This window comes from Hydrogenophaga defluvii (assembly GCF_042665235.1).
GTDB lineage: Bacteria > Pseudomonadota > Gammaproteobacteria > Burkholderiales > Burkholderiaceae_C > Hydrogenophaga > Hydrogenophaga defluvii_A.
Genome location: NZ_JBHTBZ010000070.1, coordinates 1 through 20,388 on the forward strand (window position 1 = coordinate 1; position 20,388 = coordinate 20,388).

26 protein-coding genes and 1 pseudogene are annotated in these 20,388 nt (G+C 64.9%); 15 read left to right on the plus strand and 12 right to left on the minus strand.

What is annotated here, in order from left to right; all coding sequences use genetic code 11:
• The coding region (locus tag ACFQU0_RS19555) for a hypothetical protein (protein ID WP_382203574.1) at positions 1-239 on the plus strand (239 nt) is incomplete at its 5' end.
• Positions 240-441: 202 nt separating this feature from the next.
• On the plus strand, positions 442-1,698 hold the full coding sequence (locus tag ACFQU0_RS19560; RefSeq protein ID WP_382203576.1) for an Hsp70 family protein: 1,257 nt from the start codon (positions 442-444) through the stop codon (positions 1,696-1,698).
• Between the two features lie 18 nt (positions 1,699-1,716).
• On the opposite strand, the gene ACFQU0_RS19565 is transcribed toward ACFQU0_RS19560, so the two are convergent.
• From ACFQU0_RS19565 to ACFQU0_RS19575, 3 genes are read right to left on the minus strand one after another with little or no spacing between them, the layout of a single operon-like run.
• The gene (locus ACFQU0_RS19565) at positions 1,717-3,891 is read right to left on the minus strand and encodes a TRAP transporter permease (protein ID WP_382203578.1); all 2,175 of its coding nucleotides are present in this window, start codon (positions 3,889-3,891) and stop codon (positions 1,717-1,719) included.
• A gap of 20 nt (positions 3,892-3,911) precedes the next feature.
• Entirely contained in the window at positions 3,912-4,406 is a 495-nt protein-coding gene (locus ACFQU0_RS19570) for a DUF1850 domain-containing protein (protein ID WP_382203579.1), read from the minus strand.
• Entirely contained in the window at positions 4,403-5,383 is a 981-nt protein-coding gene (locus ACFQU0_RS19575; RefSeq protein ID WP_382203581.1) for a TAXI family TRAP transporter solute-binding subunit, read from the minus strand. The genes ACFQU0_RS19570 and ACFQU0_RS19575 overlap by 4 nt, the downstream gene beginning before the upstream one ends.
• Before the next feature lie 205 nt (positions 5,384-5,588).
• Between ACFQU0_RS19575 and ACFQU0_RS19580 the strand changes: the two genes are divergently transcribed.
• Positions 5,589-6,587 (plus strand): LysR family transcriptional regulator, encoded by a 999-nt coding sequence (locus ACFQU0_RS19580; RefSeq protein WP_382203583.1) that lies wholly within the window; start codon positions 5,589-5,591, stop codon positions 6,585-6,587.
• Positions 6,588-6,670: 83 nt separating this feature from the next.
• Positions 6,671-7,855 carry an NAD(P)/FAD-dependent oxidoreductase gene (locus ACFQU0_RS19585; RefSeq protein WP_382203585.1) on the plus strand — a complete coding sequence of 395 codons (1,185 nt, stop codon included), beginning with the start codon at positions 6,671-6,673 and terminating at the stop codon, positions 7,853-7,855.
• 17 nt (positions 7,856-7,872) lie between these two features.
• On the opposite strand, the gene ACFQU0_RS19590 is transcribed toward ACFQU0_RS19585, so the two are convergent.
• Genes ACFQU0_RS19590 through ACFQU0_RS19605 form a run of 4 tightly spaced genes read right to left on the minus strand, consistent with a single transcriptional unit; the run spans position 7,873 to position 9,729 of the window.
• Entirely contained in the window at positions 7,873-8,019 is a 147-nt protein-coding gene (locus tag ACFQU0_RS19590) for a hypothetical protein (RefSeq protein WP_382203586.1), read from the minus strand.
• A gap of 52 nt (positions 8,020-8,071) precedes the next feature.
• Positions 8,072-8,494 (minus strand): DUF6691 family protein, encoded by a 423-nt coding sequence (locus ACFQU0_RS19595; protein ID WP_382203588.1) that lies wholly within the window; start codon positions 8,492-8,494, stop codon positions 8,072-8,074.
• Positions 8,491-8,964: a YeeE/YedE family protein gene (locus ACFQU0_RS19600; RefSeq protein ID WP_382203590.1), complete on the minus strand. Its 474-nt coding sequence runs from the start codon at positions 8,962-8,964 to the stop codon at positions 8,491-8,493. The genes ACFQU0_RS19595 and ACFQU0_RS19600 overlap by 4 nt, the downstream gene beginning before the upstream one ends.
• A 9-nt stretch (positions 8,965-8,973) precedes the next feature.
• Complete coding sequence (locus ACFQU0_RS19605) at positions 8,974-9,729, minus strand: pseudouridine synthase (RefSeq protein WP_382203592.1); 756 nt, start codon at positions 9,727-9,729, stop codon at positions 8,974-8,976.
• 155 nt (positions 9,730-9,884) lie between these two features.
• On the opposite strand from ACFQU0_RS19605, the gene ACFQU0_RS19610 reads away from it, so the two are divergent.
• Positions 9,885-10,547: an SOS response-associated peptidase gene (locus ACFQU0_RS19610; protein ID WP_382203594.1), complete on the plus strand. Its 663-nt coding sequence runs from the start codon at positions 9,885-9,887 to the stop codon at positions 10,545-10,547.
• Between the two features lie 16 nt (positions 10,548-10,563).
• Here the strand turns inward: ACFQU0_RS19610 and ACFQU0_RS19615 are convergent, their stop codons facing one another.
• Positions 10,564-11,178: a pyridoxamine 5'-phosphate oxidase family protein gene (locus ACFQU0_RS19615; RefSeq protein ID WP_382203617.1), complete on the minus strand. Its 615-nt coding sequence runs from the start codon at positions 11,176-11,178 to the stop codon at positions 10,564-10,566.
• 116 nt (positions 11,179-11,294) lie between these two features.
• Between ACFQU0_RS19615 and ACFQU0_RS19620 the strand changes: the two genes are divergently transcribed.
• From ACFQU0_RS19620 to ACFQU0_RS19630, 3 genes are read left to right on the plus strand one after another with little or no spacing between them, the layout of a single operon-like run.
• Positions 11,295-12,047: a tRNA-uridine aminocarboxypropyltransferase gene (locus tag ACFQU0_RS19620; protein WP_382203595.1), complete on the plus strand. Its 753-nt coding sequence runs from the start codon at positions 11,295-11,297 to the stop codon at positions 12,045-12,047.
• Complete coding sequence (locus ACFQU0_RS19625) at positions 12,044-12,988, plus strand: M14 family metallopeptidase (protein WP_382203597.1); 945 nt, start codon at positions 12,044-12,046, stop codon at positions 12,986-12,988. The genes ACFQU0_RS19620 and ACFQU0_RS19625 overlap by 4 nt, the downstream gene beginning before the upstream one ends.
• Before the next feature lie 17 nt (positions 12,989-13,005).
• A complete protein-coding gene (locus ACFQU0_RS19630) occupies positions 13,006-14,040 on the plus strand; it encodes a sensor domain-containing diguanylate cyclase (protein WP_382203599.1) in 1,035 nt (344 codons plus the stop codon).
• Between the two features lie 14 nt (positions 14,041-14,054).
• Here ACFQU0_RS19630 and ACFQU0_RS19635 read toward each other — a convergent pair whose 3' ends face one another.
• The gene (locus ACFQU0_RS19635) at positions 14,055-14,372 is read right to left on the minus strand and encodes a DUF2322 family protein (protein ID WP_382203601.1); all 318 of its coding nucleotides are present in this window, start codon (positions 14,370-14,372) and stop codon (positions 14,055-14,057) included.
• A gap of 298 nt (positions 14,373-14,670) precedes the next feature.
• Here ACFQU0_RS19635 and ACFQU0_RS19640 point away from each other — a divergent pair, with 298 nt between their 5' ends.
• From ACFQU0_RS19640 to ACFQU0_RS19650, 3 genes are read left to right on the plus strand one after another with little or no spacing between them, the layout of a single operon-like run.
• Positions 14,671-14,973: an ElaB/YgaM/YqjD family protein gene (locus ACFQU0_RS19640; protein WP_382203619.1), complete on the plus strand. Its 303-nt coding sequence runs from the start codon at positions 14,671-14,673 to the stop codon at positions 14,971-14,973.
• A 13-nt stretch (positions 14,974-14,986) separates the two neighbouring features.
• The gene (locus tag ACFQU0_RS19645; protein WP_382203603.1) at positions 14,987-15,460 is read left to right on the plus strand and encodes a phage holin family protein; all 474 of its coding nucleotides are present in this window, start codon (positions 14,987-14,989) and stop codon (positions 15,458-15,460) included.
• On the plus strand, positions 15,450-15,785 hold the full coding sequence (locus tag ACFQU0_RS19650) for a YqjK family protein (protein ID WP_382203605.1): 336 nt from the start codon (positions 15,450-15,452) through the stop codon (positions 15,783-15,785). The genes ACFQU0_RS19645 and ACFQU0_RS19650 overlap by 11 nt, the downstream gene beginning before the upstream one ends.
• Before the next feature lie 14 nt (positions 15,786-15,799).
• On the opposite strand, the gene ACFQU0_RS19655 is transcribed toward ACFQU0_RS19650, so the two are convergent.
• Positions 15,800-16,156 (minus strand): rhodanese-like domain-containing protein, encoded by a 357-nt coding sequence (locus ACFQU0_RS19655; RefSeq protein WP_382203607.1) that lies wholly within the window; start codon positions 16,154-16,156, stop codon positions 15,800-15,802.
• 85 nt (positions 16,157-16,241) lie between these two features.
• Positions 16,242-16,568, minus strand: a complete 327-nt coding sequence (locus ACFQU0_RS19660) for a hypothetical protein (protein ID WP_382203609.1) — start codon at positions 16,566-16,568, stop codon at positions 16,242-16,244.
• 87 nt (positions 16,569-16,655) lie between these two features.
• Between ACFQU0_RS19660 and ACFQU0_RS19665 the strand changes: the two genes are divergently transcribed.
• Complete coding sequence (locus ACFQU0_RS19665) at positions 16,656-17,660, plus strand: phosphotransferase enzyme family protein (protein WP_382203611.1); 1,005 nt, start codon at positions 16,656-16,658, stop codon at positions 17,658-17,660.
• 49 nt (positions 17,661-17,709) lie between these two features.
• Here ACFQU0_RS19665 and ACFQU0_RS19670 read toward each other — a convergent pair whose 3' ends face one another.
• Positions 17,710-17,850, minus strand: a complete 141-nt coding sequence (locus ACFQU0_RS19670) for a hypothetical protein (protein ID WP_465262196.1) — start codon at positions 17,848-17,850, stop codon at positions 17,710-17,712.
• A gap of 258 nt (positions 17,851-18,108) precedes the next feature.
• On the opposite strand from ACFQU0_RS19670, the pseudogene ACFQU0_RS19675 reads away from it, so the two are divergent.
• The 3 genes and pseudogenes from ACFQU0_RS19675 to ACFQU0_RS19685 form a co-directional block, all read left to right on the plus strand.
• A pseudogene (locus tag ACFQU0_RS19675) lies at positions 18,109-18,282 on the plus strand (nuclease-related domain-containing protein); the annotation flags it as partial.
• 25 nt (positions 18,283-18,307) lie between these two features.
• Entirely contained in the window at positions 18,308-19,279 is a 972-nt protein-coding gene (locus tag ACFQU0_RS19680; RefSeq protein WP_382203613.1) for a nuclease-related domain-containing protein, read from the plus strand.
• A gap of 127 nt (positions 19,280-19,406) precedes the next feature.
• Complete coding sequence (locus tag ACFQU0_RS19685) at positions 19,407-20,213, plus strand: hypothetical protein (protein WP_382203615.1); 807 nt, start codon at positions 19,407-19,409, stop codon at positions 20,211-20,213.
• The last annotated feature ends 175 nt before the right edge of the window (positions 20,214-20,388 follow it).

Sequence of the window (20,388 nt, forward strand, 5' to 3'; positions counted from 1 at the left end):
AGGTTAGGGTTCTTACGTGGGTCAGATTTGGATGGAAATTACCCGTGAAGGTGGGTCAGTTCTGGATGGAAATCAACACTGATACGCCTAATGCCGAGCAGAACAGCCCATGGAGCCTTGATGACAGGACGAAGATCGGCTTTGCTACGTTGCCCCACAACCCCGCCGACGCAGTGGCTAAGTTACGTTCCTTGGTCATGCAAGTGGTCGTACCCGCTGCTTGGCCAGCACGAGCTTGAAATCTCGGTCGCCCACGGCTCGCGTGATGTCCCTACTCGTTTGGCCAAATATTCGAATTCACGTCCTCACGGCCAAGGCGTTACTATCTGGTTCTGATTACGGACGCGGGTTCGGTTCCGTGTTCCACCACCATCACACCTAAGACCAACCGGTTCGCCAGTTGGTCTTTTTTCTTGTTTTGTCGTTCCACGGCCCGTTTTCATGACCTCTCTGCAGCCCGGTACGCTCGGCATCGACTTCGGCACCTCCAATTCGGCCATGGCGTGGGCCGATGCGCACGGCGTGGCGCGCCTGATTCCGCTGGAGGGCGATGCGGTGTCCATGCCCACGGCGGTGTTCTACAACGCCGAGGACCGCAGCACCCACTTCGGCCGCGACGCGGTGGCGCAGTACCTCAGTGGCACCGAAGGGCGGCTGATGCGTTCGCTCAAGAGCTTGCTGGGCAGCCCGCTGCTGCTGGAAACCACCGTCATCAACCACCAGCAGGTCAGCTTCCAGGACATCGTGGCCACGTTTCTGGCGGCCTTGCGTGAACGCGCCGCCACCACGCTGGGCCACGCGCCGCGCCAGGTGGTGATGGGGCGGCCGGTGTTTTTTGTCGATGGCGATCCGCAGCGCGATGCGCAGGCACAGCAGTCGCTGCTGGACGCCGCCCTTGCGGTGGGTTTTGAGCAGGTGTCGTTCCAGCTGGAGCCGATTGCCGCCGCGCTGGACTACGAGCGCCGCCTCACCCGCGAGGCCACGGTGCTGGTGGTGGACATCGGTGGCGGCACCTCCGACTTTACGGTGGTGCGCCTGGGGCCACAGCGCATGGCGTTGACCGACCGCAGCGGCGATGTGTTGGCCACGACCGGTGTGCACATCGGAGGCACCGACTTCGACCACAAACTGAGCCTGGAAAACGTGATGCCGCTGCTGGGCTACCGCCATCTGGGGCCACAAGGCCGCGAGGTGCCCAGCCGCGTGTTCTTCGACCTCTCCACCTGGCACCTGATCCAGTGGCTGTACCAGCCGCGCGCCATCAGCCAGGCCCAGACCCTGCGTGCCAACTACGCCGATCCGGCGCTGCACGTGCGCTTGATGGAGGTGCTGCGCCAGCGCCACGGTCACCACATCGCGCACGAGGTGGAACTGGCCAAGATCCGCTGCTCGCAGTTGGGTGGCGACACCGAGGTGGACCTGTCCTGTATTGCACGTGGGCTGTCCGCGCCCATGGCGGTGGCCGACATGGCGGACCAACTGGCCGGCCAGTTGGTGCGGGTGGTGGCGTGCGCGCGCGACTGTGTGGCACAAGCGGGGCTGGCCATGGCCGGGCTCGACGCGGTGTACCTGACCGGCGGCTCATCGGCACTGCGGCCTTTTCAGCAAGCGCTGCACGCGGCGTTCGACGGCGTGCCCTTGGTCGAAGGCGACCTGTTCGGCGGCGTCGCATCGGGCCTGGCCTACACCCGGATCTGACGGGTGTAGGCCCGCCCGCTACGCGGCCTGCGGCCGCGCGTGGTACAGCAGCACGCCCAGCACCACCGGGATGCTGACGGCCGCCACCCAGGGGTTGGCAAAAATCAGCGACAGCGAGAACACGTTGAGTATCCAGAAGCCCGCTTTCCCGATGGGCCGTGCCACATAGCCGGTGTAGGCGGCGCCCAAGCCCATCACCGCCACCACCGAACAGGTGGCCGCCAGCAAGAAGGCCGGCCAGGTGAAGTCCAGCAGCAGCAGCGAGGGCGAATAGACAAAGGCAAACGGCACCAGCGCCTTGCCCATGGACAGCCGGAAGGCGGTCATGCCGGTGCGCATGGGTTCGCTGCGGGCAATGCCTGCCGCCGCAAAGGCGGCCAGCGCCACGGGCGGTGTCACGTCGGCCAGCACACCAAAATAGAAGACGAAGAAGTGGGTGGCCAGTTGTGGCACGTCCAGTTGCGCCAGCGCGGGCGCCACGATGGCCGCCAGGATGATGTAAGTGGGCGTGGTGGGCACGCCCGAGCCCATGATGATGCAGGCGATGGCGGTGAACAGCAGGCCAAACAGGATGGTGACTTGCTTCAGATCGAGCAACTGGAACACGTCCAGCGCCACCAACGCTTGCGCGGCCACGCTGGAGACATCGACCACCCACGCCGAGAACTTGAAGCCCATGCCGGTGAGTGTGGTGATGCCCAGCACAAAACCCACACAGGCGCAGGCTGCGCCAATGCCCAGCGCGGCCTTGGTGCCCATGTCCAGGCCCTGCACCAGCGCGCGTGGCCCCACGGCGATGCCGGTCATGCCTTTGCCCAACGGGCCCAGCAGGCGCGGGATCCACGAACACGCCACGGTGAGGGTGATGCCCCAAAACGCCGCCAGAAACGGGGTGTACTGCATCAGCAGCAAGGTCACCATCACCACCAGCGGAATGAACAGGTGCCAGGAGCTGCGCAGCACCAGGCCGATGCTGGGAATCTCCGACGGGTCCATGCCACGCAGCCTGAGGCGCTTGGCCTCCAGGTGCACCATGTACAGAATGGCAAAGTAGTGCAGGATGGCCGGCACGATGGCGATCAGGATCAGCTGGTTGTAGGGGATGCCCAGCGTTTCGGCCATGATGAAAGCGGCCGCACCCATGATGGGTGGCGTGATCTGGCCGCCACATGACGCCGAGGCTTCCACCGCCGCCGCAAAGCGGGGCTGGAAGCCCACCTTTTTCATCAGCGGAATGGTCATCACCCCGGTGGTGACGGTGTTGGCAATGGCCGAGCCGGAGATCATGCCGAACAGACCGGAAGACACCACGCTGACCTTGGCGGGCCCGCCCGAAAAGCGCCCGGCCGCAATGGTGGCCAGGTTGACGAACAACTGCCCCAGACCGGTGAGCTGGGCCATGATGCCGAACAGCACGAAGTGAAACACGAAGGTGGCCACCACACCGACGGGTATGCCGTAAATGCCCTCGGTGCCCTTGTACAGGTGGGCCACGATGCGCGGCAGGCTGTAGCCCCGGTGGCCCAGGCCGCCGGGCAGGTAAGGGCCCAGCAGGCCATAGAAGATGGTGGCAATGGCCAGCAGCGGCAGAAAAATGCCCATGGTCCGGCGTGTGGCCTCGATCACCATGGCGATGGCGATCACGCCCATCATCAGGTCCAGCGGCGTGTGGTTGCCGGGCCGCTCGATGAAGATGTCTTGAAAGAACACCAGCAAATAGAGCGAAATGCCCGAGGCCAGCACCGCGAATACCCAATCGCGCCACGGTATGTGTGTGGTGCTGCCGTCGTACGCCCGAAACGGCAGGGCCAGGCCGGCAATGGCCACCAGCACACCCATGAAGGCGTAACGCATGCCGTCCGGTACCGGCTCGTTCAGGCCGGCCAGCAGTTGGGTGCCCATGAACAGGTAGAACGCCACCAGCCCCAGTGACACCAGCCACTCCCACGGGCCCGGCAGGCGCTTCTGGCGCGGGAACACCAGAAAACACAGGCCCAGCACCACCGTCAGGTGGATGGCGCGGTGGGCAATCTCGTTGTGCAGGCCAAAGCCTGCCGTGTAGTAGTGCCAGGCCGCCAGGCCCGCGCACAACACCAGCACGATTTTGGCGCTCCAACCTGTCAGGCGGCGGAAGCTGGCTTCGGGGTCGAACTGTTCGATCAGGCGATCGACTTCGGCTTGGGTGGTGCTCATGGTTGTTCTCGTTGTTCGGTTCATTGGGCGGTGTCTGGGCAGCCACGCGCGCGCAGCTCAATGGCTTGGGCGCTCAGGTGGCCGAGCAGCACCGGCGCGTGGCCGGGCACTTGCAGCCGCATGTGCTGGGCGGGCAGCGGGCGCACCACCAGCGGCGCCACCACACGGTCCAGCGTCAGGCGTGAAAAGCCGCGCTCTCCAGACTGCACACGTTCAAGCCGCTCGCCGGGCCCCGGCGCCGATGGCAGGCCGTAGCCCTCGCCATCGAACTGCTCTTCCACCAGGTGTGCACGCCAGCCGTTGGCCCCTGTGCGCCACTCGTAGCGGTCCAGCACGGGCGTGCCCAGCACCGAGTGGGTGAAGGCCACGTCGGCACGTGGCTGGGCTGGATCCAGCGGCAGGCGCATCAACTCACGCTGGCTGCGGTGCTCGCTGAGCACCAGCTCGCAGGCCTGGCCGATCAGTGGCAGGCACAGCGCCAGTGCCAGCAAGGCACCGCGCCGTGCCCGACTCACTTCACCAGGCCTTTTTCTTTGAAGTAGCGCACGGCACCGGGGTGCAGCGGCACGCTGGCCACTGAGGTGGCGGTGTTGAGCGCAATGTTTTTGCCCTGCACGTGCACCTGGCCCATGATGGCCGTGTTTTCGTACAACGCCTTGGTCACCTCGTAGGCCACGTTCTCGGGCACGCCGTCGTGGCTGGCCCAGATGGCCATCACGGCCAGGGTGGGCACCGCTGCGGTCTGGCCCTTGTAGCTGTTGGCGGGCAGGTCGACCTTGGTGTAGTAGGGCTGTTCCTTGAGCAGGGCGTCCACTTCCGGGCCGCTCAGGGGAATGACCTTGAGCGCGTGGCTTTGCGCAAAGTCGGTCACGGCGGCCACCGGCACCCCGCCGGTGATCAAGGTGGCGTGCAGGTTGCCGTCCTTGATCTTGTCCACCGCCTGGGTGAAGGACGAGCTGTCTTCCTTCACGTCGGTGCGGGCCATGCCATTGACGCGCAGCAGGTCCGTCACCAGCTGGTACTGGCCCGAGCCGGGGGCGCCCGACGAGATGCTTTTGCCCTTGAGGTCTTTGACGCTGTTGATGCCCGAGTCTGCGCGCGTGATGAGCTGCACGGTTTCGGGGTACAGCGCGCCCAGCGCGCGCAGGTTTTTCAGCGGCGCATTGGCGAACTGGTTTTTGCCGTTGTAGGCGGCGTCCAGGATGTCGGCTGCGACGAAGGCCGACTCGATGTCCTTGGTGCCCAGCAGCTTGGCGTTGCCCACCGAGGCACCTGCCGCTTCAGCGGTGGCGGTGATCTTCTTGCCGTCCACCGTGGCTTTGTTGGAAATCAACTGCGCCAACATGCCGCCCAGGGGGTAGTAGGTGCCACCCGTGCCGCCGGTGGCAATACCGAAGAACACCCGTTGTTGGGCCACGGCGGTGCCGACAAGTCCAACGGAGGCGGTGGCAGCGGCCACCAGGGTCAGGGCAATGCGTCGATTGAATGTCATTCGATTCTTCCTTCGGGTTGGGGAGGGGAACACACAACTTACCAGAGGTGGCGGCTTGCGCCAAGGCGTCTGGCCAGCCAGGGCGGCTACAGTGTGGAGCCGAACTTGCATGGTCTTCCAGGCTTCGCCAAATCTGATGCTCAATATCAAGAATCCCAAAACAAGCGACCCACTCCCACCTCGAAAAAAGCGGCAGCCCGACAAGGTGACGCCGCCTTCATGGGAACAGCTGGGCAGTTGGGTGGCGCTGGTGGAGAGCGGGTCGGTGTCTGCCGCAGCGCAGCGCCTGGGCATTTCGCAGGCGGGTGTGTCCCAGCATGTGCGCCAGCTTGAAGACGGTTTTGGCACCTCCCTGCTCGACCGCTCCACCCGCCCCGCGCGGCCCACCGCCAGTGGCCAGCGCCTGTATGAGCAGGCTCGCGATCTGCTGACCCGTGCCGGGCAGATGGCCGACGCGGTGCGCCTGCTGAGCCGCAACAAACGCTCGTTGCTGCGCCTGGGTTGTGTCGATTCGTTTGCCGCCACCATCGGCCCCGCCATGGTGCGTGGGTTGGCCGGCTGGGTGCAGCGGCTGCGCCTGATGTCAGGCATCAACCCGGAGCTGGCCGACAAATTCAGCCAACACCAACTCGATGTGCTGGTGACCACCGACGACCCCCGCCCAGTGGCCGGTCAGCTGTGTGTGCCGCTGTTTTCCGAGCAGTTTTTGCTGGCCTTGCCGCCCCGTCTGCAGGTGCCACCGCTGGCTTCGCTGGCCCAGTTGCATGGCATGCGCCCATTCATGAACTACAGCACGCGCTCCAAGATGGGCGCCTTGGTGGACGCCTACCTTGGCAGGCACGCACCTGGGGTGGAACGGGTGTTTGAGTTCGATGCCACCGACCCGCTGCTGAGCCTGGTCAGCGAAGACCTGGGCATTGCACTGACCACGCCGCTGTGCCTGTGGCAATCGCGTTTTCACGCCCAGGGTGTGCAGTTGATGCCGCTGTCCGCGCTGCGATCGCAGGGCAAACCTTGTCCGCCGTTGTCGCGCACCTTCTGGCTGGTGTTTCGGCCCGACGAACTGGGCCCGCTGGCCAACGACATCGCCGCCATGGTGCGGGTGGCCGCGCGCGACCTGCAGCGCCAGATCACCGTCGAACTCAAACTGCCGCCAGAGATGATCAGCATCGAGGACGCGGCGCCCAGCGCAGCGATTCCTTGATGCAAATCTTCAACCGGCACAAAACAAACCGCGGATTCGCGCAGCCCGCATAAGCTGGCGCTCTGTTTGATACGGAGGCCGCTGTGGCAACTTGGGATGCGATTGTGATCGGCGCCGGTGTGGTGGGCACATCGGTGGCGTGGAACCTGGCAGCGCTGGGGCAGCGCCGCGTGCTGGTGCTGGAGCGTGGGCAAATCGGCACGGGCACCACCTCGCAATCCAGTGGCATCTTGCGCACCCACTATTCGGTGGTGGAGAACATCGAGCTCGCGCAGCGGTCCTGGCACAGCTTCGAACACTTTGCCGAGCTGCTGCAGGACGACGACGCCTCGGCCGGTCTGGTGAAGTGTGGCTACCTCATCGCCGTGCCCGATGGCCCCAAGCTCGCACCTTTGCGCCAAGCCCTGGCGGCACAGCAGGCGCGCGGCATCCCCATCCAATACCTTGACGCGCAACAGGCCACTGAGCGCCTGCCCATCTGCCGTTTCGACGATGCGGCACTCATCGGCTTCGAGCCCGAAGCCGGTTTTGCCGACGCCTACCTGGTGGCCACCAGCTATGCCCGTGCGGCGCGCCGGCTGGGGGTGCGTTTTATGGAGGGCGTGGCGGTGCAAGGCCTGGTGCGCGACGGTGACCGTGTCACCGGGGTCGTCACCGATGCCGGCGTGTTCCACGCCCCGGTGGTGGTCAGCACCCAAAACATGTGGGCCAGCGAGTTGCATGCCTGGAGCGGTATCCACGTGCCGCTGGCACCCGAGCGCCACCGCGTCATTGCGCTCGAAGGCCCCGAGGCCTACAGCTACCAGATGCCGGTCTACAAAGACCTGGGCTCGCCCGGCATGTTGTACTGCCGCAGCTACGGTGGGCGACAGATGTTGGTGAGCGAAGGCACCGCAGGCGAGGTGCTGGCCGGCCCCGACAACGAGCAAGGCGACGTGCCCATGGACTACGTGGCCGAGCTGGGTGAGCAGGTGGCTGAGCGTTTTCCGTCGTTTGCAGAGGCTGGCCTGGCATCGGCCTGGACCGGCGTGTACGACGTGACCCCCGACTGGAACCCCGTGTTGGGGTCGGTGCCCGATGTGCCGGGCCTGGTGGTGGGGTTTGGCTTTTCAGGCCACGGTTTCAAGCTGTCGCCCGCCTTGGGGCGGGTGCTGGCACAGGCCGCGCTGGGCCTGCCCACCGATGTGTCACTGGCGCCCTACGCGCTGGCGCGTTTCAGAGGCGGGCGCCTGCTGCAGGGCGCCTACGGGCAGGGCGCTGTGTCCTGAGCAGGATCGCCGCAGGCTCATTTGTCCTTGATCTTGCCGCGTGGAATCACCGCTGTGGTGGGTGCCACCGGGCGGTCGGATGCGCCCGACGGGGTGTCGCGAGGCCCGCTGTCTTTTTTGGGCTTCTTGACCATCTTCTCTTTTCGCTGTTCGCCTTTGGCCATGGGGCCTCCGTGTGTGTGGGTGGGGTGCCGAACGTGGCACCAGCACGCGATGTTACCGCGCCCGCAGCCCCTGCACCAAGGCGCCCAGGGCGATGCCACCGAGCGCCCACAACAGGTCCCAGTTGCCGGTGCCCAGGCCGGCAATTGCGGGCCCGGGACACACGCCACACAGGCCCCAGCCGATGCCAAAAACGGCCGCGCCCAACACCGTGTCGCGGTTCATGTGGGCCACATGCCGGTGAAAGTGGCCACCCAGCAGCGGCTGTTTCAGCATGCGCGGCAGCAGCTTGTAGGCCAGCAGCGTGACCACCACCGCGCCACCCATCACCAGCATCAGGCCGACATCGGTCAGGCGCAGAAAACTCAGCACCACCTCAGGCTGAACCATGGTGGACAGCGCCAGCCCGAAACCGAACAGCGCTCCCGCCAGCAGCACGGCGAGCAGTTGACCCGGGGTCATGTGGGGCGCTTTCATGGCAACCACCTCGCCACCAGGTTGGCGGTGATGAAGGCCGTGGCCATGAAGGTGAGCACCGCCACCAGCGAGGGCCATTGCAGCGAACCCAGGCCACAAATGCCGTGGCCCGAGGTGCAGCCATTGCCCAGGCGCGCGCCATAGCCCACCAGAAACCCGCCCACCACCAACTGCCACACCGGCACGCTGGTGCTGCCGGGCGTGCCGTCGCCCAGCGCCAGCCACCACAGCAGCGCGCCCAGCACCAGGCCGGCTGCATACACCAGGCGCCACAGGCGCGAATCGGTGTAGCGCGCCTGCTGAAAGTAGGGGCGCCGCACCACGTAAGACCAGGTGCTGGAAAACACGCTGCTCATGCCACCCACGAGGCCGGTGAAAACGAACAACAGTGCCACACCGGCACCTATGAACAGGCCACCCAGCAGGTAGTGCTGCCAGCCCAGGGGGAAGAGGTTGAGTGTCATTTCCATGGCGCGCGATTATCCGTTGGCCTGCCCTACCCATACCCCCTGTAGTTGTAACAGGCGCTGCCAGTCCAGCAGATCAGGGTGGGGCACCGTGGCGCCCGGTGCGTGCAAGCCGCTGTGCAGGTGCAGTGCCTCGCCGCTGAAGGGGTGGACCAGTTGCAGCGACTGCGCGTGCAACCACAGCCGCTGGAGCCCCAGTTGTTGTGCCCACCAACGGTTGAGTGGGCCTTTGCCGTGGGTGGCGTCGCCAATGATGGGGTGGGCGAGGTGCTTGAGGTGGCGCCGGATCTGGTGGCGTCGCCCGGTGTGGGGCATGGCCTCCACCAGCGAGGCGCGGGTGGTGGGGTGGCGCGTGTCGGCCGCAGCCGGCCATTCCAGGCAGGCCAGGCGCTTGAAGTCGGTTTGAGCGGGCTGCGCGGGGGCGTCGGGTGGCGCATCGTCGGGGCGCAGGGCGTGGTCCACCTGCGCTGCTTCGGGTGCCCAGCCACGCACCAGCGCCAGGTAGCGCTTGTGCACCGTGTGCTGCTCAAAGGCCTGGGCGAGGCGGCGTGCGGCCTCCGGGTGCAAAGCCATCAGCAGCACGCCACAGGTGCCTTTGTCGAGCCGGTGCACGGGGTACACCAGTTGCCCCAGTTGGTCGCGCAGGGTTTGCAGCACAAAACGGGTTTCGCCAGCGTCCAGCCCGGTGCGGTGCACCAGCCAGCCGGCGGGCTTGTGCACCGCCACCAGGTGTTCGTCGCGCCAGAGCACGGTCAAGGGGTTGTTCATGGTCAAAAGCAAGGGACTGCCCACGATTTGAGCACGCCCCGCCAGCCCAATGCCGGCGCGGCCTGGCGCAGATGTCCCCGTGCTTGTCCACAGCTCCGTTCACAGTCTGTGGGTACAACTTGGAGGGCCGGATGGCGGTCGGCTAGCATGGCCACATGACTGTCCACTACGAATCGCTCCCAAACGCCGCCTTGTACCCCGAAGCCTTTGGCCTGTCGGCGCCCGCCGAGGCACCGCCGCGCGACATGTGGCCGCGCAAGCCCGGTGTTTTCATTCGAAAAACGCCCAGCGAAGGCGAGGAGGCGACGGGGCGTGAACTGGTGGCCGGGCAGTTTGGCTTGGTGCCGCCGTGGGTCAAGTCGGCGTCCGACGCCAAGCTGCGTTCACCCAAGTTGGTGACCGCACGCGCCGAGACGGTCACCACCTCCAAGAACTTTCGCGATGCCTGGCTCAAGGGCCAGCGCTGCATCGTGCCCATGATGGCGTTTTTTGAGGACGACCTGCGCAGCGGCAAACCGGTGCCCACCCGCATTGCCCGCGTGGACGGTCAGCCCATGGGCCTGGCCGGCTTGTGGGAGAGGTGGGCCGGTGCCGATGGGGCCGAAATCATCAGCTTCACGCTGCTCACCCTCAATGCCAACAACCACGCGCTGATGCACCGCTACCAGCACCCCGGCAGCGAAAAACGCATGCCGGTGATTTTGGGCGAGGGCGCCTATGACGCCTGGCTCAATGTGGCGCACCCCGAAAAGGCGCGCGAGTTCATGCGCGCGTATGCGGCCAACTGGCTGACGGCGAATCCGGTGGAGAAAAAGTAGCCACCACGTGTCGGCGCTACAGCGTCTGCCGGTAGCGCTCCAACATCTGCGCCTGGGTTTCGAACACCGCGTCGGCGCCCATGCGGTCGCCCACCTGGTCGCGCAGCATCTCGCCCATGCTCGGCAGCACTGCTCGGTCCACGTGGCGGCTCGCGTCCCACAGGGCGGAGCGCATCAAGGCCTTGGCGCAGTGCAGGTAGGCGGCCTGCACCGTCACCCGTATCACCAGCTTGGGCACGCGGCGCTCGTCGGTGCACAGCGCGCGGTCGGCTTCATCGGTGCTCAAAACGGCACGGCCATTCACCCGCAAGGTTTCGTCCACGCCAGGCACCAGGAACAGCAAACCCACCTGGCCGGTTGCGACGATGTTCTCCAGCGTGTCCAGCCGGTTGTTGCCGGGCGCATCGGGGATGAGCAGGGTGTGCGCGTCCACCACTTTGGCAAAGCCGGGCGTACCGCCGCGCGGCGACGCGTCCATGGCACCCACCGCGTTGGCGCTGGACACCACCAACAGCGGCGACAGGCCAATGAAACGCGTGGCATGCACGTCGAGCTGGGTCATCTCCTTGTGGACCGAGCGCTCGCGGGCGGGGTCGTAGAGGGCGCGAAGTTGGGCCAGGGTGTCGATCATCATGGGCGGCGCTGTCATGGGTTGGACATGCGCGGCATGATGGCAGATTCCGTTGTGCCAGCTTGCGTCTATATTTGCCACATGCCCTGTCCACTGTTTGCCGGCCCCACGCCGCCATGAGCCACGCCGTTGCCCGTCTGCGTGCACAGCGCCTGGCCGCCAGCTCCAAGCCCTTCGTCACCCGAGGCTCCGGCAGCACCCGGTGCGAAGCCTGCCGCCTCAAGCTCAGCCACTGCGTGTGTGCCCTGCGGCCGGCGCCTGCGGTGCGGGCGGGCGTCTGCCTGATCATGGCCGACATCGAGCCGCTCAAGCCCAGCAACACCGGCTGGCTGATCGCCGATCTGGTGCCCGACACCTGGGCCTTTGGCTGGTCGCGTGTGGCGGTTGAGCCGGCCCTGACCACGCTGCTGGCCGACCCACAATGGCAGCCCTATGTGGTGTTTCCGGGCGAATACGTGGCGCCCGAGCGTGTGGTCACCGCGTTGCCCGCAGCGGCGCACCACTCCGGCAAACGCCCGCTGTTCGTGTTGCTCGACGGCACCTGGTCGGAAGCGCGCAAGATGTTCCGCCGCAGCCCCTACCTTGACCACCTGCCCGTGCTCAGCTTGCAGCCCGGGCACGATTCGACCTACCGCTTGCGCCGCTCCGCCCACGCGCAACATTTCTGCACTGCCGAGGTGGCCGCACAGTGCCTGGCGCTGGCCCACGAGCCGCTGGCGGCCGACACCCTGGCCGCCTACTTCGATGTGTTCAGCACCCACTACCTCAGCGCCAAGCGCAACCTCCGGCTGGCCCTGGACACCGAAGCGCACGTCCGCCTCGCGGCCTTGACCGCACAGGCGCTGGTACCCGAAGGTGTGCCCGCATGACCGCCTTTCACAGCTACCCCATCGGCACCCCTGGCCAGCCCTGGGGGCCAGCCGAAGTCACCGCCTGGCGCGCGCGGCAGGTGCGTCAAAGGTCGTATGCCGACGATGTGCTCGCGGTGGTGAGGGGCTGGCGCGAGCGCTTTGACGTGCTTACCTACGGCGAGGTGGCTTACGGCGACGAGCGTTTCCCCTTGCTGGCCATCCGCCCAGCGCCGTGGAGGCCTGGCCTGCCCGCCGTGCTGGTGACCGGTGGTGTGCACGGCTACGAAACCAGCGGCGTGTTGGGTGCCCTGCGTTTTGCCGATCGGCACGCCCAGGCCTGGACGGGGCGGGCCAACCAGCTCATCGTGCCGTGCGTGAGCCCCTGGGCTTACGAGCGCATCCACCGCTGGAACTTCGACGCCATCGACCCCAACCGCCACTTCCGCGCGGGCACCGCCGTGCAGGAATGTGCCGCCTTGTTGCGCCTGGTGGCGCCGCTGCGTGGCCAGTTCGTGGCACACATCGACCTGCACGAAACCACCGACACCGACGAGTCCGAGTACCGCCCGGCGCTGGCGGCGCGCGATGGCAAGGTGTTCGAACCCGGCTACATTCCCGATGGCTTCTACGTGGTGGACGACACCGAACGCCCGCAGCCGGCCTTTCAGCAAGCCATCATCGACGCAGTCAGCGCGGTCACGCACATCGCGCCGGCCGACACACGCGGTGACATCATCGGCTCGCCCGTGGTGGCGCCGGGTGTCATTCGCTACCCGTTGCGCGCGCTGGCTCTGTGTGCTGGCATCACCGACGCGCGGTGTGTGAGCACCACCGAGGTCTACCCCGACAGCCCCCGCACCAGCCCCGAGGCCTGCACCGCCGCCCAGGTGGCCGCCGTGCAGGCAGCCGTGGGTTTTGTGGTGGCGCAAGGCCCCACCTCGTGCGACACGTCGGCCTGAACCAGCATCCCAGCGCCATGTCACTCAACCGGCAACACGCCTTTCGCAAAATCTACCCGCTGCGCGTTTTTGGCATGGCCCTGGGCGGGCTGCTGGTGTCGTCAGTGCTGTACGAACAGCAGGCCGGCTGGCCGCTGTGGGCGGTGATGGTGTTGACCTGCTTGTTGTGGCCCCACCTTGCTTTGCTGCACGCTCATTTCGCGCGCGATCGGCACCGGGCCGAATCGCTCAACCTGCTCGTCGATTCCGCCATCGCCGGTGCCTGGGTGCCGCTCATGCATTTCTGCCTGCTGCCCAGCGTGTTGCTGGTCATGGTGACCACCTTCGACAAGATCAGCACAGGCATCCGCGGCTTGTGGCTGAGGTCGCTGCCGGTCATGGTGGGCACAGCCTTGTTGCTGACGCTGTGGCTGCGTCCCGCGCCGCAGTGGGACGCCTCCTTGCTGGTGGTGCTGTGCAGCCTGCCACTGCTCATCGCGCACACGCTGGCGGTGAGCATGAGCAGCCACCGCCTGATACGCACCGTGGCCCGGCAGAACCACTTGCTGGAGGAGCTGCGCCGCATGGATGCCCACACCGGCCTGCTGGGTCGCGAGCCCTGGATGCAGATGGCGGTGGAGTGCCACGAGGCCTTTCGGGCCAGCGGCCAGGCGGCCTGCCTGATGATGATCGACATCGATCACTTCAAGCTCGTCAACGACCGCCACGGGCACACGGCGGGCGACGAGGTGATACGCGCCGTGGGTCTGATCCTGCGCCAGTCCATCCGGCCCAGCGACTTCGCGGGCCGCTACGGCGGCGACGAGTTCGCCGTTGTCTGCCCGCAGGCGCGCTTGGACGATGCGCTGGCCATTGCCGAGCGCATCAAAAGCCGCATCGAGGCCATCCGGGTGCGCCATGTGCCCGAGCTGCGTGTGACCTGCAGCATCGGCGTGACCCTGCTGCGCCCCGGACACGCCGATGTGCGCGACTGGATCAACGAGGCCGACGCCGCGCTATACCACTCCAAGGATGGCGGGCGCAACCAGGTGCGGGTGGTGGAGCCCGCGTGAACCCTTTCCCCGCCTCAGGCCGACACAACGCGCACCGCGTGGCTGGCCGTGCCCTCGGCCCAGGCCAACAGGCGGTCGATGTTGGGGTGGGAACCGGGGTGCGCCCGCGCTGCCGCCGTGTGCTCGCAGAACAGGGCCAGGCCTTGCGCAGCGGCGGCCGGCGTGATGACACCCCCATGTTGTTGGGCCAGCGCGTGGTACACCGCCACCGAGCCCGCCTTGCCCGGCTGGTTGTGGATGCGGTCCAGCACCTGGCCGCTGGCGTCCAGCAGTTCAATGGCGGCGACGTGGGCGATGGCGGGCAATTGCTTGAGCTGGTCGGCGAAGTTCATGGGTTGTAGTGGCAGAACGATGTAAAACCCGGCCGAGCTTACCGCCGTTCAGCCGGCGGCAACCATGTTGAGGCCGCCCGGCGCTGGTGTTGGTGGGCGGTGCGGTCAGCCATCTGCCGTGCGAGCGCCATCTATGACGCGGTTGCCGCCGCAGAAACTCGAACCTGCGGGCGTGTTGGTTCGGAACTTTAGGACATGAACTCCGAACGGACTTGCGGTGACGCCTTCGCGCGCACCGGCACAATGGCCCCTGCGCGCTTGCCGCGCTTCCCATTCACAAGGAGTTTTCATGAGTGATCTGTCCACCGCCCAAAAAGACAAACTGATGGCCGACCTCAAGCAGGTGATGGCTGACGCCGAGGCCTTGCTGGCCGCCACCGCTGGCGACACCAGTTCGGGCATGGCCGAGCTGCGCGGTCGCGTGACCGACACCTTGTTCAAGGCCAAAGACGGCTTGATCCACGCGCAGGAGGAGGTTGTCGATCGTGCCAAGGCCGCCGCCCGCGCCACCGACCACTACGTGCACGACCATCCATGGCAGTCGGTCGGCATTGCCGCCGGTGTGGGCCTGCTGCTGGGCATGTTGATCAGCCGCCGCTGAGCCGCGGCAACCCATGGCCAACGATTCCTCGGGGCCGGCTGCCCCCACGGCCGGTGTGGCCCTTCAGTCCTCGTTGCGCTCGCTGGGCGCAACCTTGCTGGGCATCGCCCACACCCGGCTTGAATTGCTCTCGCTGGAGCTGGAGGACGAAAAGCAGCGCCTCCTGGGCATGCTCGCGTGGGGCTTGTGTGCCCTCGTGCTTGCCAGCCTGGGGCTGGTGTTTTTGGCCGGCTGGCTCACCGTGTTGTTCTGGGACACCCACCGCCTCCTGATCCTCGGCGCCTTTGCGGGCGTGTTCATGCTGCTGGCGGTGTTGGCCGTGTGGCGGGTGCGTTCGTTGTGGGTCGCGTCTCAGGGGTGGTTGTCGGCCAGCCTGGCCGAGCTGGAGGCCGACCGCCAGGCCCTGGCCGCTGGCCTTGCCCCCGCCGCCCACGCCACGCCAGGCGGCAACGATGCCGCTCAGCCGGGGGCTGCCCATGGCACATAACGCTGCCGAACGCGCCGCACGCAAACGGCTGCTGCAGGCCCGCTCGGCGGTGCTGCGGCTGACGTTGAGCCGCCAGCTTGGCCAGGGCCTGCAACCTGCCCTGCACACACTCGACCGCGCCGACAGCGCCTGGCGCTGGCTCAAGGCCCACCCACTGGTGTGGCTGGGGGCGGGCGCCGCCGTGCTGGTGTGGCGCCCGCGTGGCGTGCCCGTGCTGGCCGGCCGGATGTTGGGCCTGTGGCAACTGTGGCGCCAGGTGGCGCCTGTGGCCCAGCCTCTGCTGCGGCGCTGGCTTGCCAAGTCGCCGCGTTCTACACCGCCCTGATGGCGGCTGGTGGGTCAGGGCAGCAGGTGGGTCCATTTGCCGATGTTGAACACCTGCCCGTAGCCGTTCTTCTTCAACAGCATTTTGGCCATGCCACTGCGCGTGCCGCTGGCACAGCAGAGCACCACAGGTGCCGACTTGGGGATGTCAGCCAGCCGGCTGCCCAGCGCAGGCAGCGGGATGTTGACGGTGCCTGGCGCGCTGCCGCCCGCAAACTCCGCCTCGGAGCGCACATCCACCAGCATGGCGCCTTGTTGCTTTAAGGCCGGCAACATGGCCATTACGCGGCGCGCGCCCCACCACTTGTAGCCCAACCACAAGGCCACCAGCCCAAGTGGCCAGTACTGCTGAAACATTCCTGCGAAATCCATCCAAACTCCTTCGGGCAGTCAACCGGGCGGGGGCCATGTGGCCTGCTGCCGGTACACCCCGGAGTATCTTCGAAGTGCGGGCGGCTCAGGCCTGCCACACCCCAAACCCGGCCGAACGCAGGTCAATGCCCACCTCCACCTCGCGCTCAGCGGCCTCTTGGTACGGCATGGGGTTGAAGCCCTCGTACAGGTCGGGCAGCAGGCGCAGGCCGTACTTGAACACATAGGTGTTGGCCTGTATGCCGGCCTTGTGCTTGTCAAAACGCACGTCTGGGTCCAGCCCCGTCATGCCCACGTACACACAGGGCTTGCCCTCCACATAGCCGGGGTTGCATTTGCGGAACTTGGGCTCGAACAGCACATCCTTGTGCAGTTCGATCACGTAGACGTGGTGGTGTGGGCGGCGGGCCATGGCAGTTGAACTGTAGACGCAGCGGCGGCCCGGCAGCAGGCGCAGGCCCCGTCCCTATAATCGCGCCCCTTTTACAGGGAGAAGAACATGGCCATCGAGATCGCGCAGTCCACGCCCACCGCAGCGGCCATTGGCCAGTGGGTGCAAGCCCACTACGCCTTGGGCGATGTGGTGGCGGGCGAGTTGCTGCGCCGCAGCTTCAACCAGGTGTACCGGCTCACGCTGGCCGACGGGCGCCACGTGGTGGCCAGGCTGTGTGCCGAGCGTCCGCGTGGCGAACCACAACTTCAGTTTGAGGCCGACGTGTTGCAGCACCTGCGTGTGCAGGGTTGCCCCGTGGCCACGTGCCTGCCCACCGCCACCGGCGGCGTGGCCGTGACTGTGCCCTTGCCCGAGGGCGAACGCCCTTTGATGCTGTTTGAGCACCTGGACGGCGAAGCCACCGCTGACGTTCCAGCCAACGTGTTGGCCTTTGGCCGAAGCCTGGCGCAGTTGCACATGGCGGGCGAGGGTCTGCAGAGCAACGCGAGCCACTACACGCTCGATCTGGACTACCTGCTCATGCACCCTCTGCAGCGCCTGCTGCGCGCGCCCACCATGACGGACGACCTGCGCCCCGCGTTTGAAGCCTTGGGCCAGCGCCTGTTGAAGCGCATCCACGCCCTGGGGCCACTGACCCAGGTGCTGTGCCACGGTGACGCACACAGCGAAAACAACTTCATTGCCGTGCGCGACAACGGGGAACGCGAGGCCGTGTTCTTCGACTTCGATGAATGTGGCCCCGGTTACCTGGCCTACGAATTGGCCGTGTACCCCTGGTGGCTGCACCCGCGCGCGGTAGATGGCAGCTGGAGCGACAAAGCCGCCGAGCGCTGGCACCACTTCATCGCTGCCTACCGCAGCGTGCGCGCCCTGACGGAAGCCGACGAGGCCGCCTTGCCCCTGTTTGTGGCTGTGCGCCAGTTCTGGCTGCTGGGCGAATACGCCGGGCGTGTGCCCGTGTGGGGCTCGCAGGCCATGTCCACCGGCTACCTGCAGCGGCAGGTGAAGCTGTTGGGGCAGTGGGAGGGGTTGGAGTTGCCTGTGGCTTGAGGGCTACTGTCCCATCAAAGTCAGAAAACGGTCGTGCATGGGGCTCTCCCTACTCGTAACGCGACCACACCAGCACCGCGTCGTATCGCTTGCCCACGATGGTCACAGGCTGGTGCAACTCCGCCGTCTGGTCAGTCAGGCGGTAAAGGTTGGCGCGGGCTTCGCTGGCGGTGATGGTGGTCGCGGTCATGGGGTCTCCAGAGGATGGGAGGCGTACGTTTTTGAGTACGAAAAGTCAATGCAAACGCAATCGTTGTTGCCCATCTAAGGCCACAGGCTTGTCGCCCAACCCTGTCCAGCAAGATCAAGTCACATCTGAGCCGCGCCCCTGTGTTCTTTTCTTGACAGTACGCGCTCCGTGTGTAAAAAATCGCAAAATTGATACAAAACAATGGAGGAGCGGGGCCCGGCTTGTTTAACGACCAAGGCGCCCGACACACCACACACGATGGCGACACTGATACCCGCGCTGGGCAGTTGCCTCTCGCGCATGACCAGCGGCGAAAAGCGGCTGGCCGAGCGCCTGGAGCAGAAGCTGGAGGACGACTACCTGCTCTGGTACGACGTGCCCATCGGCCGCAAACAAACCCACCCCGACTTTGTGGTGCTGAACCCGCGCCGGGTCCATTGAAAGGGAGAAAACACCTGTGATTTTGAAATCAGCCGATGACAAAACGCCGCAACTGACGCAGTTGGAACAGTGGGCCGCCGACCCCTCGTCGAGCGCTGCGCAGAAAAAGTGGGCCTCGGACGAACTCTTCCGACTTCGCATGGGCATACAGGGCGAGCGCGATGCGGCTTACTACCTTGACACCCATTTCAAGGATTCGCAGGACCACGTGGTCATTCACGACTTGCGGTTGGAAGTGGAGGGTGATGTGGCGCAGATCGACCACATGGTGTTTTACCGTGCGGGCGGTTTGTATTTGTTTGAGACCAAGAACTACAACGGCAACCTACTCATCAATGAGCATGGCGAGTTCACGGCGGAATACGGGCGGGTGCAATACGGCATTCCGTCGCCCCTTGAGCAAAGCCGGCGACACGAGCGCGTGCTTCACAAGCTGTTTGAACGACTGGGAATTGGGGCGCGCACTCAGCGCGCGCTGGACATGCACCACTTGGTGCTGGTGCACCCCAAGGCCATCATCAAGCGGCCACCCGAAAAGCAGTTCAGCACACAAAACGTCATCAAGTCAGACCAGTTCCCGGATTGGCACGCCAAGTTTGCAGACCGGAACCTGGGCGCGCTGGGTGCGCTGAAGCTGATGGCGAACTTGCGCAGCCGGGAAACACTGCAAGAGTGGGGCGAAAAGCTGATACGGCAACACCGGCCACCGCCGTTGCGAAACATGCCCGAATACTTGGCTGCCAAAACGGTGACAGCGCAGACACCGGAGATACCCAAGCCGGCTGAAATCTTGCCGAAGCCTGCGGCGCCAACGGCAACCCAACTACCCCCATCGGCTGTTTCACCAGACAAGTCGCACTTGGCCAAAAAGCTGATCTGCGCCGACTGCGGAGCCAAGATTTCCTTTCCTGAAGGAAAGTTCTGTTGGGGCAATGAGAAGCGGTTTGGTGGTCTGCAATATTGCCGAGAGCATCAGGGGCGATTTTGATTCGGCTGCTCTCGGCCAAAACCAGAAATCAAAAAACGGTAGTCGAATGTCCACTACTGTCGAAATCAGACTTCCCCATGTTTAATCGACGGAACTATAGTGCAACCTAAGGCTAAGGAGGTTTCCGATGAAAGAAGTATCGTCCGGTGTAGTTGTCGAAAGCCGCATGGAGCATCGTCCGGTACCAAAGAACTGGGAGGAAAGCGAACTCACGAGATTTTTTGCCCACCTGGAACAGCAGATACTCGCGTCGTTCGCTGGTCTTCCAGAGTGGTTTGATATTTTGATTCGGATAGATCAATCTGTCACCGAGAAGGCGCCAACTTTTTTTCATGAGATAGATGTGTCGCGGCGAACCTCAGTGAAGCTCTTTATGCGGTGTTTCGCGACGTACCGTACGGCAGTTCGACTTTCTGTTAGTGGCCAATTATTCGAGGCAACCGTACTTATGAGGTCTCTGCTAGAAAGCGCAGTTTATGCGTGGGTGTGTAGCGTTTCAGACGGGCATAGAAGTGCATGGGAAGAAAGGGGTGATAGCGACGAAAGGCGGAGGTTGTCGCGAAAGCTCTTTCAGTGGAAAGATATATTGAGCCTTCTCGAAAGTGCCGACAAGGACTTAGCACCAAGGATTTCCGACATGTATGACCAGCTTATTGACTATGGTGCCCATCCGAATGTGGACGGTCTTGCACTGAGTTCAGATGTCAAGCATTTGGGGCATGACAAGTACGAGATCACCACTGTGTTCGCTCATGGTCGCGAAGCTGTGTTGCTAGCCATACTCGATCTGATAAGGTGCATGCACTATGTGCGTCAATTGTTATTCATGGTGATCAAGGAACGTCTTCAGATTCTGGGTCTGGACGCCGAATTTATTAAAACGTCAGTATTGATTCACGAGTTGATCGGCAAGCACGAAGCCGAACAAAAATGAAAATGGCCTAGGTCATTTGTCCTCCGACCACAGCTGCCACTTCTGCGGAGCGGGCACTCGCCCCGAAGCAGAGTGTGTCGGAAATGGGTCGCAGGACTAAACCGCTCGCGCGGTAGACGCTCCGGCTACGTTGGTGGCGTTTCGTTGCGCCAGTGATTCTGCGATGTTGGCGGTC

Bases quoted from the DNA above. Each gene is read 5' to 3' on its own strand.
- ACFQU0_RS19575 (WP_382203581.1), bottom strand. From the start codon at position 5,383: ATGACATTCAATCGACGCATTGCCCTGACCCTGGTGGCCGCTGCCACC.
- ACFQU0_RS19590 (WP_382203586.1), bottom strand. From the start codon at position 8,019: ATGGCCAAAGGCGAACAGCGAAAAGAGAAGATGGTCAAGAAGCCCAAA.
- ACFQU0_RS19625 (WP_382203597.1), top strand. From the start codon at position 12,044: ATGACCGCCTTTCACAGCTACCCCATCGGCACCCCTGGCCAGCCCTGG.
- ACFQU0_RS19620 (WP_382203595.1), top strand. From the start codon at position 11,295: ATGAGCCACGCCGTTGCCCGTCTGCGTGCACAGCGCCTGGCCGCCAGC.
- ACFQU0_RS19665 (WP_382203611.1), top strand. From the start codon at position 16,656: ATGGCCATCGAGATCGCGCAGTCCACGCCCACCGCAGCGGCCATTGGC.
- ACFQU0_RS19645 (WP_382203603.1), top strand. From the start codon at position 14,987: ATGGCCAACGATTCCTCGGGGCCGGCTGCCCCCACGGCCGGTGTGGCC.
- ACFQU0_RS19635 (WP_382203601.1), bottom strand. From the start codon at position 14,372: ATGAACTTCGCCGACCAGCTCAAGCAATTGCCCGCCATCGCCCACGTC.
- ACFQU0_RS19615 (WP_382203617.1), bottom strand. From the start codon at position 11,178: ATGATCGACACCCTGGCCCAACTTCGCGCCCTCTACGACCCCGCCCGC.
- ACFQU0_RS19685 (WP_382203615.1), top strand. From the start codon at position 19,407: ATGAAAGAAGTATCGTCCGGTGTAGTTGTCGAAAGCCGCATGGAGCAT.
- ACFQU0_RS19560 (WP_382203576.1), top strand. From the start codon at position 442: ATGACCTCTCTGCAGCCCGGTACGCTCGGCATCGACTTCGGCACCTCC.
- ACFQU0_RS19670 (WP_465262196.1), bottom strand. From the start codon at position 17,850: ATGACCGCGACCACCATCACCGCCAGCGAAGCCCGCGCCAACCTTTAC.
- ACFQU0_RS19610 (WP_382203594.1), top strand. From the start codon at position 9,885: ATGACTGTCCACTACGAATCGCTCCCAAACGCCGCCTTGTACCCCGAA.
- ACFQU0_RS19600 (WP_382203590.1), bottom strand. From the start codon at position 8,964: ATGGAAATGACACTCAACCTCTTCCCCCTGGGCTGGCAGCACTACCTG.
- ACFQU0_RS19565 (WP_382203578.1), bottom strand. From the start codon at position 3,891: ATGAGCACCACCCAAGCCGAAGTCGATCGCCTGATCGAACAGTTCGAC.
- ACFQU0_RS19660 (WP_382203609.1), bottom strand. From the start codon at position 16,568: ATGGCCCGCCGCCCACACCACCACGTCTACGTGATCGAACTGCACAAG.
- ACFQU0_RS19595 (WP_382203588.1), bottom strand. From the start codon at position 8,494: ATGAAAGCGCCCCACATGACCCCGGGTCAACTGCTCGCCGTGCTGCTG.
- ACFQU0_RS19655 (WP_382203607.1), bottom strand. From the start codon at position 16,156: ATGGATTTCGCAGGAATGTTTCAGCAGTACTGGCCACTTGGGCTGGTG.
- ACFQU0_RS19630 (WP_382203599.1), top strand. From the start codon at position 13,006: ATGTCACTCAACCGGCAACACGCCTTTCGCAAAATCTACCCGCTGCGC.
- ACFQU0_RS19650 (WP_382203605.1), top strand. From the start codon at position 15,450: ATGGCACATAACGCTGCCGAACGCGCCGCACGCAAACGGCTGCTGCAG.
- ACFQU0_RS19605 (WP_382203592.1), bottom strand. From the start codon at position 9,729: ATGAACAACCCCTTGACCGTGCTCTGGCGCGACGAACACCTGGTGGCG.